This is a genomic window from Streptococcus oralis SK610, from assembly GCF_000257455.1.
In the GTDB taxonomy this organism is placed as follows: Bacteria; Bacillota; Bacilli; order Lactobacillales; family Streptococcaceae; genus Streptococcus; species Streptococcus oralis_CB.
Genome location: NZ_AJKQ01000026.1, coordinates 94,554 through 107,806, shown reverse-complemented (window position 1 = coordinate 107,806; position 13,253 = coordinate 94,554). Strand labels below are relative to the sequence as shown.

9 protein-coding genes are annotated in these 13,253 nt (G+C 41.1%); 6 read left to right on the top strand and 3 right to left on the bottom strand.

The annotated features are described in order from the left end of the window. The first annotated feature begins 57 nt into the window (after positions 1-57). The 6 genes from HMPREF1115_RS10325 (at position 58) to HMPREF1115_RS10300 (ending at position 10,267) form a co-directional block, all read left to right on the top strand. Positions 58-900, top strand: a complete 843-nt coding sequence (locus HMPREF1115_RS10325; RefSeq protein ID WP_000844567.1) for an aldo/keto reductase — start codon at positions 58-60, stop codon at positions 898-900. A gap of 289 nt (positions 901-1,189) precedes the next feature. Further along, the gene (locus HMPREF1115_RS10320; RefSeq protein ID WP_001081922.1) at positions 1,190-5,701 is read left to right on the top strand and encodes a S8 family serine peptidase; all 4,512 of its coding nucleotides are present in this window, start codon (positions 1,190-1,192) and stop codon (positions 5,699-5,701) included. Positions 5,702-6,021: 320 nt separating this feature from the next. Beyond that, positions 6,022-6,783, top strand: coding sequence for a hypothetical protein (locus HMPREF1115_RS10315; RefSeq protein ID WP_000369584.1), 762 nt, complete (start codon positions 6,022-6,024; stop codon positions 6,781-6,783). Positions 6,784-6,801: 18 nt separating this feature from the next. Next, entirely contained in the window at positions 6,802-7,719 is a 918-nt protein-coding gene (gene glyQ / locus HMPREF1115_RS10310; protein WP_000038725.1) for a glycine--tRNA ligase subunit alpha, read from the top strand. Positions 7,720-7,930: 211 nt separating this feature from the next. Continuing rightward, on the top strand, positions 7,931-9,967 hold the full coding sequence (glyS, locus tag HMPREF1115_RS10305; protein WP_000164749.1) for a glycine--tRNA ligase subunit beta: 2,037 nt from the start codon (positions 7,931-7,933) through the stop codon (positions 9,965-9,967). A 42-nt stretch (positions 9,968-10,009) separates the two neighbouring features. Next, entirely contained in the window at positions 10,010-10,267 is a 258-nt protein-coding gene (locus tag HMPREF1115_RS10300; RefSeq protein WP_000371301.1) for a DUF896 family protein, read from the top strand. 82 nt (positions 10,268-10,349) lie between these two features. On the opposite strand, the gene HMPREF1115_RS10295 is transcribed toward HMPREF1115_RS10300, so the two are convergent. From HMPREF1115_RS10295 to HMPREF1115_RS10285, 3 genes are read right to left on the bottom strand one after another with little or no spacing between them, the layout of a single operon-like run. After that, positions 10,350-11,594 (bottom strand): NAD(P)H-dependent oxidoreductase, encoded by a 1,245-nt coding sequence (locus HMPREF1115_RS10295; RefSeq protein ID WP_000673672.1) that lies wholly within the window; start codon positions 11,592-11,594, stop codon positions 10,350-10,352. A 17-nt stretch (positions 11,595-11,611) separates the two neighbouring features. Continuing rightward, entirely contained in the window at positions 11,612-12,217 is a 606-nt protein-coding gene (locus tag HMPREF1115_RS10290; protein ID WP_000915935.1) for an NADPH-dependent FMN reductase, read from the bottom strand. An 18-nt stretch (positions 12,218-12,235) separates the two neighbouring features. Beyond that, positions 12,236-13,165, bottom strand: coding sequence for an FAD:protein FMN transferase (locus tag HMPREF1115_RS10285; RefSeq protein ID WP_025171016.1), 930 nt, complete (start codon positions 13,163-13,165; stop codon positions 12,236-12,238). Positions 13,166-13,253 lie beyond the last annotated feature (88 nt).

Here is a 13,253-nt window from a genome sequence, read left to right as displayed (position 1 = left end):
GTTCTGATAATCAGGATTTTGTTTCTTTAGATTTTCTTCACATAGAAAGGAAAAACGATGAAATCATACACCCTTAATAATGGAGTTTCAATTCCTGTACTAGGATTTGGAACATGGAAAGCTGAAAATGGAGAAGTAGCCTACCAAGCCGTTTTAGAAGCCTTAAAGGCTGGTTATCGTCATATCGATACTGCAGCTATCTATAAAAATGAGGAAAGTGTTGGTCGTGCTATTCGAGATAGCGGTATTCCAAGACAAGAAATTTTTGTAACGACCAAACTCTGGAATACCAATCACAGCTATGATGAAGCTCGCCAAGCATTTGAAGAATCAATGGAAAAACTGGGATTGGATTATCTAGATTTGTACCTTATCCATTGGCCAAATCCAAAACCACTAAGAGAAAATGAGGCATGGAAAACTCGCAATGCCGATGTCTGGAGAGCGATGGAGGATCTTTACCAAGAAGGCAAAATCCGTGCTATCGGCGTTAGTAATTTCCTTCCCCATCATTTGGATGCCTTACTTGAGACAGCAAGAATCATCCCAGCGGTCAATCAGGTGCGCTTGGCACCAGGAGTTTATCAAGAGGAAGTGGTTGACTACTGTAGAGAGAAAAGCATTCTTCTAGAGGCATGGGGACCTTTTGGCCAAGGAGAGTTGTTTGAACAGAAAGAAGTCCAAGAAATTGCTGCTAAGCATGGGAAATCAGTGGCTCAAATTGCCTTGGCTTGGAGTTTGGCAGAAGGATTTTTACCCCTACCTAAGTCAGTGACAGCCTCTCGCATCCAGAGCAATCTTGATTGTTTTGGAATTGAACTCAGCAAAGACGATCGAGAAGTCTTAAAGACAATTTTAGTGACTTCGGGCGCACCTCGTGTGGATGAGATGGATTTTTAGTTTGTGAAATCTATTTATACCAAAATAACAAAGACTAGGAATTTTAAATCCTAGTCTTTTTGTGTATAAAAAATCTAAATTGTTTGTATAATAAAATAATTTTATGGATTGAAATATAGGAACGAATTTAAAAAACTTTGGTTTGATGGAGCAAATAACACGAATGATAAAATTAAATAAGCAAAATATATACGTAAATATTACATTTTTGTGACAATTCAGATTTTTATGAAAATTTATGATTATTTGCGTTATAATAGGTATACTTTAAAGAAAAAGGAGATTATTTATGAATAGACGACAACGTTTTTCATTACGGAAATACAAATTTGGTCTTGCTTCAGTTTTATTGGGAACTGCATTGGTTTTTGGAGCAAGTCAAGTCAGTGCTAATGAGCAGAGTACAGGTGAAAATCAAGCTCAAACTCAGGAAATTAAGACAGAGCTAAAAGACGATAAACACTCAAACTCTGCGACTGACCAAACCAATACTAATGGGATTGCACCAGTAGTTGGAGAGAAACAAGAAGCTGAAACTTCTAAAGAGGATGCTAGTAAACAAGATGCTAAGGTAGAAGCTCCGGTTGATAAAACTGCTGAAGCCCAAGAATCAGGAAAAGATAGCGCAGTTGCAAAAGAAGAAAATCAAGGTGTCGTTCAAAAAGAAACAACAGTCGATACCAGTACAGCGCCTGCTACTGAGAAGGCTTCTAACATAGAGAACAAAGACGCTCAAGCAACGACAGCTCCTAAAACTACTGGAGAAATAGCAACTACTGAAAAAGAACAAGAAAAAGCTGAGTCTGCAAAACCCAATAGTCTTTCAAGTAATGATATCATCACAGTACCGAAAACTTGGAAGGCTGGTTACAAGGGGACGGGGACCGTTGTTGCCATTATTGACTCTGGGCTTGATTTGAATCATGAGGTACTTCGAATTTCGGATCCGTCAAAAGCAAAATTTAAAAACAAGGAAGCCATCGAAGCAGCTAAAAAGGCCGCTGGAATCGATTACGGTAAATGGTATAGCGATAAGGTTGTCTATGCCTACGATTACTTTGACGGAACAGATAAGATCAAAGAAGCAGAAAGAACTTCTCATGGGATGCACGTAACAGGGATTGCAGCTGGAAACCCTGATAAAGAGGCACCAAATGGTGAAAAGGTCTATGGTGTTGCGCCAGAAGCCCAAGTCATGTTTATGCGTGTCTTTTCAGACCGCCAAAAAACGACCAGTTCGGCCCTTTATGTAAAGGCGATTGATGACGCAGTTGCCTTGGGAGCAGATGCCATTAATATGAGTTTGGGATCTAGCACAGGTTCTATGGTGGATGCTGGTTCTGATATTGTGGATGCCATCAAACGGGCTCGTGCCAAGGGAGTGTCTGTTCTTATCTCAGCAGGAAATAGCAATACATTCGGAAATGGTTATTCAAAACCACTAGCCGAAAACCCAGACTATGGCTTGGTTGGAAATCCATCCACTGTTGAAGACTCAATTTCAGTTGCTTCTGTTAACAACAAAACATTGACAACGCCGGTTTTTGAAGTCAAAGGTCTAGAGGGAAATGCCGGTCTTCATAACGGAAAATTTGATTATAATCAACCTGAAGCAGATAAGGACTTTGAAAAAGGAAAAGAGTACGAATACGTCGAAGCAGGCTTAGGTCGTGAAGAAGACTTTGCGAAGTTGGATTTAACTGGGAAACTTGCCCTCATTCAGCGTGGAGCCATGAACTTTTCAGAGAAGATCAAAAATGCACGAAAACACGGTGCAGTTGGTGCTTTGATCTACAATAATGTAGAGGGCGCAAACATCAATATGGCTATTGATGATGAAGCAAAGAAAATTCCTTCTGTATTTATTTCTAAACAGTATGGTGAAGCCTTAAAATCTGGGAACTACAAGATTGTTTTTAATGACAAGATGGATAATCGTCCTTCTGATGTAGCCAATCAGCTATCTGACTTTTCAAGTTGGGGAGTGACTACCGATGGACAATTGAAACCAGACGTGACAGCTCCTGGCGGCAATATCTATTCATCCTTTAATGACAATACCTATGGTAGTATCAGCGGCACCAGTATGGCGGCTCCTCACGTTACGGGTGTTGCAGTTTTGGTTAAGGAATACCTTCAAAAACACCATCCAGAATTGACTCCTGAGCAAGTATCAGAGACTGTCAAGGCCTTAATCATGTCAACTGCAAAACCACATGTTAATAAGGATACAGGCACTTATACCTCTCCTCGTCAGCAAGGTTCTGGTATTGTGGATACAGCTGCTGCAGTTTCAACCGACCTCTATGTAACGGGTGAAAATGGTTATCCAAGTGTGACTTTAGGAAATGTTGGAGATCAATTTACTTTCAAGGTCACTGTACACAATATTTCAGATACTGACCGTACTCTCAAGATGGTAGTGAATACCAATACAGACGAAGTCCAAGATGGAAAATTCACCCTTCGACCTCGAAAACTAACGGAGACAGTCTGGTCTGAAGTGACGGTCAAAGCCCACAGCAGTCAAACAGTCACTGTTAAAGTGGATGCTCGAAAATTTGCTGCTGAACTCAGCAAACAAATGCCAAATGGCTATTTCCTTGAAGGGTTTGTTCGCTTTGTAGATCCAGCAGATGATGGGGATATTGTGAGTCTCGCATTTATGGGCTTCCGAGGAGAGTTCCAAAATCTCCCCGCTGTCGAAAAACCAATTTACAACCTTGTTCGAGAAGGGAAGAATGGATTTTACACAGAAGTAGACAAGGGAAATCCTGCCGTTAACTACTCTAATGATGCCACCTATCTCGCAACTTTGCAAAATGACCTTCTAGTTTCTCAAGGTCAACGCCAAGGACGACGAATTACCGTTCTTGGAATCGAACAAAATGCTGAAGGTAAGCATGTTCTTCAGTTGGACGAAAAAGGGAATGTCCGTATTGCTATTTCTCCAAACGATGATGGAAACAAAGACCTGGTTGAATACAAAACGGTTGCTTTGAGAAATCTTGTAAATCTTCGGGCTACAGTTTATGCGGCTACGGATACCAAGCATGAACATCCTATTTGGGAGGGCGATGCAAAGGATCTTCGTAAGAATTATTTTGATGGAGACAGTAGAAATCTGAAGAGTTATATTCTAGATAATACTGCTTGGAGAGGCCAGGATTTTGATGGGAATACTGTTGCAGATGGTTTATATGACTATGTTATTAGTTACACACCAGATGTTCCAGGAGCCAAAGAACAATATACGACCTTTAAGATTCAAATTGATACTCAAAAACCTGTCATCACAAGTGGTTATATTCGCTTTAAAGATGGAAACCAAGAATTCGTAGCTCGAAAACCAAAAGATGTCGGTCAAGGTGGTATCCTTTCAGAAAAAGTCTTCTATATCACACCATTTGACCAGAAAGGGACCATGGTTCTAACTGGGAAAGACCAGTCTGGAACTCGTGCGCTTGAAAACACCCATCTGATCAAAGCCAATGCTGATGGTAGTTATACACTTCCTAAGGATGTTGACAAGGCTAATATTTACTATCTTGTAGAGGATTATGCAGGAAATGTAGACTATATCTCACTTGCTGAACTTGTCCGCGATCAAAATAGTGGGCGAGTGAAAATTGCCTTGAAGGATGCAAAAACAAACCAGGATATTGATACCCTCTACGTCTATCGAATCAAAAATAGCAAGGGGCAATATGTTGATGTTGACAAGACAAAAGCGATTCATTTCTTACAGTTTGGTCATTATACGGCAGAAATTTTCAGTTATGACCGAACAGAATTGAAATTTATCAGTGCCTTGTCCCAAGAGTTTGACTTGACGGAAGAAAATAGTTTCCAAACCATTACCTTCCTAGCAGATCTCCTAGAATATGCACCTGTGTCTGTTTCCTTCAATCAAGTAGTTCCAAAGACGACTACAGTGGTTCTGAAAGGAGAAGATGGGACAAGTATCACTCTTCCTGCTGAAAAATACGGTCAATACGCCTTTGGTAAGAAAGTTGCTACAGGTCGTTATACTGTACAAGTCACCTTGCCAACTGGATATGAACTCCTTGAAGATCTCGTTTCCTTGCTCGTGAAGCCAGGTCGAAATAATGCTTTGCGTCTATCTATTGTGTCTAAGTTGGCCTTGCTTGCTGCGGTAAATCAACAAAAAGAACTGGTAGAAACGTCTCGCTACTTTAATAGTAGTGCAGATAAGAGAAAAACTTATGACCAAGCTTTCCAAGTTGCGCAGTCAGCCTTGTCAAGCAAGTTGAAACAAGAATTGATTGATGGCGTTCTCGCTAGTCTTGAAGCTGCTGGTAAAGCTTTGGATGGAAAAGATTCGAACGTTACAGCCTTGAAAGAAGCTATGAAAGCTTACTATGCAACGACTAAAACTGGACGATATGCGAATGCCAAGGAAAAAGTACGTCGAGCTTATGATCGTGCCTTCCAAGAAATTGCCTTACTAGCTGTAGATCCTAAAGTCAAACAGGATCAAATTGACCAATCTCTCATTGCCCTAGCAACAGCTAAAAGTAAACTGAATGGCAAGGCTACAGACTTCTCTAGTCTAAAGAAACTGGTCAAAGATGAACGCCTTTTCCAAGAAAAGAACGCGAGATTTATCTATGCTGACAAGAAAGAAAAAGCAGCTTATCTTTTAACTTTTAAAGAGGCACAGGAACTCCTTAAAGATCCAGGAGCGAGCCAAGAAGATGTCAAAGATGCCATTACAGCCTTGAAACAAGCCAAGAGAAATTTACATTGCAAAAAACCAAAAGCGAAAAGACATCCTTAAACAGGAGTTTCTGAAGCTTTACTAATAAATGAGTCTGGAACTTTGTTTTCAGACTCATTTTTGGTTTACACTAGCTAGAAAATCTGCTATAATACTAGCTAGGAAAGAAAGTCTTATGGCGTTCTTCAGCGAGCTTGGGATAGTGGGAGCCAAGTAGGACAAGGTAAGAAACTGGCGCTTTCTGTCGTATTTTTATAAACAATGAAGTAATAAATTAGGGTGGAACCGCGTTTCAGACGCCCCTAGGTTAAATCAACCTAGGATTGTCGGATGCGGTTCTTTTGTTTATTCAGCCTATGTGTGTAAAAGAAAGGAGAGTCGTGGATAACCTTTATCTTGTAAAAGATGATAGCCAACTAGTTGCATTTCGTGATTTTGTATTAAGAAATACTGAAAAGTTGGAGGCTTATCAATCTTTTTTAAAGAATGAACTTGCAGTCTACGATTTACCGCAAGCCATCATTTGGTCAGGTTTTAATGCTGCTACACAGATTATTAGAGAAATTCCTGTTCCTGCCTATACAAATAATAGACGAATGGTTATGACGCCTGATTTAACTGTTTGGAAAGAGCTGTATTTGTATCAGTTGATGGACTACGAGTGTTCTCAGCAAACTCAAGCAATAGAAAGTCACTATCATTCTTTATCTGAAAATTTCCTCTTACAGATTGTAGGACATGAGTTAGCTCATTGGTCGGAGCATTTTTCAGATGATTTTGATGGTTACGACTCTTACATCTGGTTTGAAGAAGGGATGGTTGAATATATTAGTCGCAAGTATTTCTTGACAGAAGAGGAATTTCAAGCGGAAAAAATTTGTAATCAATCTCTCGTAGAACTTTATCAGAAGAAGTATGGTTGGCATTCATTGAATGATTTTGGTTCCTCTACTTATGATAAGAACTATGCAAGTATTTTTTACGAATACTGGCGTAGTTTTTTGACAATAGATAAGTTGGTAGAAAATCTAGGTAGTGTACAAGCGGTCTTTGATTCTTATCATCTATGGGCAAACACAGATAAAACTCTTCCCTTGTTAAATTGGTTTGTTCAGCAGAAATTAATTGAAAAAGAAATATAAAAACTAAAGGAGTATTCAATGTCTAAGAAATTAACATTTCAAGAAATTATTTTGACTTTACAACAATTTTGGAATGACCAAGATTGTATGCTCATGCAGGCTTATGATAATGAAAAAGGTGCAGGGACAATGAGTCCTTACACTTTCCTTCGTGCTATTGGTCCTGAGCCATGGAATGCGGCTTATGTAGAGCCATCACGTCGTCCTGCTGACGGTCGTTACGGGGAAAACCCTAACCGCCTATACCAACACCACCAATTCCAAGTGGTCATGAAGCCTTCTCCATCAAATATCCAAGAGCTTTACCTTGAGTCTTTGGAAAAATTAGGTATCAATCCTTTGGAACACGATATCCGCTTCGTTGAAGATAACTGGGAAAATCCATCGACTGGTTCAGCTGGTCTCGGTTGGGAAGTTTGGCTTGATGGGATGGAAATCACTCAGTTCACTTATTTCCAACAAGTTGGTGGATTGGCAACTGGCCCTGTGACTGCGGAAGTTACCTATGGTTTGGAACGCTTGGCTTCTTATATTCAAGAAGTTGATTCTGTCTATGATATTGAGTGGGCTGATGGTGTAAAATATGGAGAAATCTTTATCCAGCCTGAGTACGAACATTCAAAATATTCATTTGAAATTTCGGACCAAGAAATGTTACTGGAAAACTTTGATAAGTTTGAAAAGGAAGCTGGTCGTGCCTTGGAAGAGGGCTTGGTTCACCCTGCCTATGACTATGTTCTCAAATGTTCACACACCTTTAACCTGCTTGACGCGCGTGGTGCCGTATCCGTAACAGAGCGTGCAGGCTATATCGCTCGTATCCGTAACTTAGCCCGTGTCGTAGCCAAAACCTTTGTCGCAGAGCGTAAACGCCTAGGCTACCCACTTTTAGATGAAGCAACACGAGCTAAACTCCTAGCAGAAGACGCAGAATAAAGAGAGTGACAGTTTACGAAAATGGGCGAACGGAGTGAGCCCTGATCCAGTTGCCGCAGTGATGAAGGTATCCTTAGTGAAGCTAAGGATACTAGGCAAAATTGGAGACTTTCGACTCCAATTTTAGCAATGAAACAACGAAGTTGGTTGCTTGCGTGCCAATCACATAAGGCAAACTGGAAAATAAAAAGATATCTTTCGGAGAAAAAACATGACAAAAAACTTATTAGTAGAACTCGGTCTTGAAGAGTTACCAGCCTACGTAGTAACTCCAAGCGAAAAACAACTAGGTGAAAAAATGGCAGCCTTCCTCAAGGAAAACCGCCTGTCTTTTGAAGCCATTCAAACCTTCTCAACACCACGCCGTTTGGCTGTTCGTGTGACTGGTCTTGCAGACAAACAGTCTGATTTGACAGAAGATTTCAAGGGGCCAGCAAAGAAAATTGCCTTGGATAGTGATGGAAACTTCACCAAAGCAGCTCAAGGATTTGTCCGTGGGAAAGGCTTGACAGTTGAAGATATTGAATTCCGTGAAATCAAGGGAGAAGAATACGTCTATGTTACCAAGGAAGAAGTGGGCCAACCAGTTGAATCCATTGTTCCAGGTGTTGTAGACGTCTTGAAGTCACTGACTTTCCCTGTCAGCATGCACTGGGCTAACAACACTTTTGAATACATCCGCCCTGTACACACTTTAACTGTTCTTTTAGATGAAGAAGAGTTTGATTTGGATTTCCTTGATATCAAGGGCGGTCGTGTGAGTCGCGGCCATCGTTTCTTGGGGCAAGAAACTAAGATTCAGTCAGCATTGAGCTATGAAGAAGATCTTCGTGCTCAGTTTGTAATCGCAGACGCTCGTGAACGTGAGCAAATGATTGTTGACCAAATCAAGGCAATCGAAGCTGAACATGGTGTACGTATCGAAATTGATGCGGACTTGTTGAATGAAGTCTTGAACTTGGTTGAATACCCAACTGCCTTCATGGGAAGTTTTGATGCCAAATACCTTGAAGTGCCTGAAGAAGTCTTGGTGACTTCGATGAAGGAACACCAACGCTATTTCGTTGTCCGCGATCAAGATGGAAAACTCTTGCCAAACTTTATTTCAGTTCGTAATGGAAACGCAGAGCATTTGGAAAATGTTATCAAAGGAAATGAAAAAGTCTTGGTGGCCCGCTTGGAGGACGGTGAATTCTTTTGGCGTGAAGACCAAAAATTGGTTATTTCTGACTTAGTCGAAAAATTAAACAATGTCACCTTCCATGAAAAGATTGGTTCTCTTCGTGAACACATGATTCGTACAGGGCAGATTGCCATTCTCTTGGCAGAAAAAGCTGGTTTGTCAGTGGATGAAACGGTTGACCTTGCTCGTGCAGCAGCCATTTACAAGTTTGACTTGTTGACGGGTATGGTTGGTGAATTTGACGAACTCCAAGGAATTATGGGTGAGAAATATGCTCTTCTTGCAGGAGAAACTCCAGCAGTTGCGGCTGCTATTCGTGAACACTATATGCCTACATCAGCTGACGGAGCTCTTCCAGAGAGCAAGGTTGGAGCCATTCTAGCCATTGCAGACAAATTGGATACAATTTTGAGTTTCTTCTCAGTAGGCTTGATTCCTTCAGGTTCTAATGACCCTTATGCCCTTCGTCGTGCGACGCAAGGTGTGGTTCGTATCTTGGATGCTTTTGGTTGGCACATTGCTATGGATGAGCTAATTGATAGCCTTTACAGTTTGAAATTTGACAGCTTGACTTATGAAAATAAGGCAGAGGTTATGGACTTTATCAAGGCTCGTGTTGATAAGATGATGGGTTCTACTCCAAAAGATATCAAGGAAGCAGTCCTTGCAAGTTCAAACTTTGTTGTGGCAGATATGCTAGAAGCAGCAAGTGCTCTTGTAGAAGCAAGTAAGAAAGAAGACTTCAAACCATCTGTCGAATCCCTCTCACGTGCTTTCAACTTGGCTGAGAAGGCAGAAGGTTCTGACACGGTTGATCATGCTCTCTTTGAGAATGAAGAAGAGGAAGCCTTGGCGGAAGCAGTAGAATCACTCGTTTTGTCAGGGACAGCAAATCAGCAATTAGAACAACTCTTTGCGCTTAGCCCAGTTATTGATGCTTTCTTTGAAAATACCATGGTAATGGCTGAAGATCAGACTGTCCGACAAAATCGCTTGGCTATCTTGTTGCAATTAACTAAGAAAGCAGCTAAACTTGCACGTTTCAACCAAATCAATACCAAATAAAATCTGGTAAACGGATTAAATCTTATCATAAAGGAGAGAAACATGGATCCTAAAAAAATTGATCGCATTAACGAGCTTGCCAAAAAGAAAAAGACAGAAGGCTTAACTTCTGCTGAAAAAGTAGAACAAGCTAAACTTCGTGAGGAGTACATCGAAGGCTATCGTCGTTCTGTTCGTCACCACATTGAAGGAATTAAAATTGTGGATGAGGAAGGAAATGATGTCACACCAGAAAAACTACGCCAAGTACAACGTGAAAAAGGTTTGCATGGTCGTAGTTTAGATGATCCCAACTCATAAAATGAAAGGGGGTTGTAGATGATTTACTAGCCCCTTTTCTGTTGTAATAAAAAAAGGAGCCATTTGGCTCCTTTTTGGTTTCTTAGTTGCTTGCACCAGAAGTAGCGTCTGCGTCACCACCGTGGCCTCCAGCATCACCTGAATCAGAAGCGCCAGAAGTAGCATCGGCGTCTCCATGACCTCCAGCTGCAGGAGCAAATGGTCCGCTACCACCCACCAAACGTTGACCAGTCTCTTTTAGGTACCAGTCAAGCCATGGTTGGAAGTTAAAGACGATTTCATTGATACCAGCGTATGATCCATCAGGATAGTACATTGCTTGGTAGTTGTGGGTGTTGATGACACCTGCAGGAGAACCTGGAACGATCGTGCGGACGTATTCTTGGTTTCCGTTGCGAAGTGTTCCGATAACCCACTCTACATTCTTCATGCGTGCTGGTGGAAGAGATCCATGAACAGTCGACATACGGCTACCTGATTGAGGTGGTACACGTTTAGCAAACATGGTATCTGGATCTTGGTGAGCGTTGTTGTAGTAGAGGAATTGGTTGTTGTCGTCAGCGTATGTCAATTCAAATGGCATAGCTTTCAAGAACATATCGATTTGGTTAACGGTCAAGATACCATGGTCCAGTTTGACATAGGTATCACCAGAAACAGCTCCAGTGATTGCTGCAACTTTTTCTACCCATTCTGGATCGTCAGGATCAACTTCTGTAATGGTTGTAGCAATTGGTTTTCCACAATCCAAGTCTTCTGGTTCGATTGGTTTTGGTTTTTTCAATTTCGAAACGACTCCTACGTATTTTACAAAGTTATCTAAGCAAGTTTCAAGGAATTTAACAGTGCCTTCGTTGGTGATATTTCCGTTGTTATCAAAAGCTTCTTTGGCTTTACCAAGAAGGAACTCATTTCCTGGAAGTGTGTAGGCATTGACACCTGGAGCGTCAAGTATCTTACGAAGGTGAACTTGGGCACGTGATGTTCCTTGGTCATAGTATGATGCACCCACAATCATAACAGGTTTGTTTTCAAATGGATGAACTTCGTATGAAAGCCATTCAAGTACAGATTTGAGTGAAGCTGAGATAGTGTGGTTGTGCTCAGGAGTTGCGATAATGACACCATCAGCACGTGTAATCTTGTTGTACAAGAATCGCAATTGGAAACTTTCGTCCCATTTTTCGTCTTGGTTAAACATTGGAACTTCGTCAATTTCAAGAACTTCTAATTCAAATTTGAATTTGAAATTGCGACGGATAAATTCCAAGAGTTTGCGGTTATATGATTGATCGTAGTTTGATCCAACAAGTCCAACAAATTTCATTCTTTCGGTCTCCTATCTTACAAATTTTCCCAGTCAAATTCTTCTGCATCTTTGCGAAGCAATTCTTGCGCATTGCGCAATTTTTCAGTAATCTTCACAAAGATACGGAAGTCATCAAAGATGGCATCCAATTTCTTGATGACGTCAAGGTCAACCAAGTCACCACTTGGGTTAAATGCTTGAAGAGAGTGTGAGAGCAAGAATTCATCTGGTAGAACATTTGCCTTAATTTCAGGAGCATTCAAGATTTGACGAAGTTGCAATTGGGCACGAGATGAACCAAGTGTACCGTATGAAGCACCAGTGATCATGATTGGTTTGTTCAAAAGTGGGTAGATACCGTAAGATAGCCAAGCAAGAGCGCTCATCAAAACTGCAGGGATAGAGTGGTCGTACTCAGGAGTACCGATAATCACACCGTCAGCCTCTTCAATTTTAGCTGCAATCTCAAGAATTTCAGCTGGAAGTTGCTTATCTGCTGGTTTGTTGAAAACAGGGATATCCTTGATTTCAACGAGTTCAATTTCAGCTTTATCTGCAAAGTGTTTTTGCATGTATTGGAGCAATTGGCGGTTTGTAGAACGTTTAGAGTTCGTTCCAACAATGGCAATAAGTTTTAGCATGAGATTTCCTTTCTCTTTTTACATAATACAATTTTGAAGGCCTGAAGAACATGCAAGGCGTCCTTCTTTGTCGATGAGGATGGCTTCAATACCATCTATACTTTCGACTTGCCAGAGGATAGAAGCGCTTCGCTCTCCGAATAGGCGAGTTGTCCAAATCTCACCATCAACGGATTTATCAGATACGATCGTTAGGCTAGCGAGATCGGTTTCGACAGGGAATCCTGTCTTACTATCAAAGATATGGTGATAGTCTTTTCCATCTACTGTCAGGTGGCGTTCATAGATACCTGAAGTGACAACGGATTTGTTAGAAGCAGGGATAGTTAGGAGATGATTGCCACGAGGATTTCGCGGATCTTGAATCCCAATCTGCCAGGCATTCCCTTCTTTGGCTTGGTTATTCCCGATGGTGAGGATATTTCCTCCGAGATTAATCAGGGCAGAGGTGACACCGTGTTCTTTCAAATACTGGGCAACCTTATCTGCACTATAGCCCTTGGCTAAACAACCTAAATCAAGCTTCATTCCTTTCTTCTCTAAAAAGACAGTAGAGCTAGTCGGATCCAACTTGATAAAATGCGGGTCAACTAGAGATAAGACAGCTTCGATTTCTTTAGAGTCTGGAAGCCGTGCATCTGCAAATCCGATTCGCCAGGTTTGAATCAAGGGGCCAATGCTGATGTTTAGATGGCTAGATGGAGCTAGGCTATGCTCAAGTCCAAGAGCAATCAGTTCAAACAGGTCAGGATGAACCTTAACAGGTGCGATTCCAGCTTGGTAGTTGATTTCCATCAGTTCGGATTCTTGACTGTTGGCGTTAAAGCGGTATTCGAGTTCCTTGAGCAAATCAAAGGCTCCTTGAAGTAGGCAATCAGCCTGTTCATCTACTAATGAAATCGTGATAGTTGTTCCCATTAGCCGTTCAGAACGTGAATGAAGAGGCAAGCTACCAGCTCCTTTCTCTTTATAGGAAATCATTCAATATAAGGTCGTTAAAGAAAAATTAAACCCCTTACATTTTCTTTCCATGTAT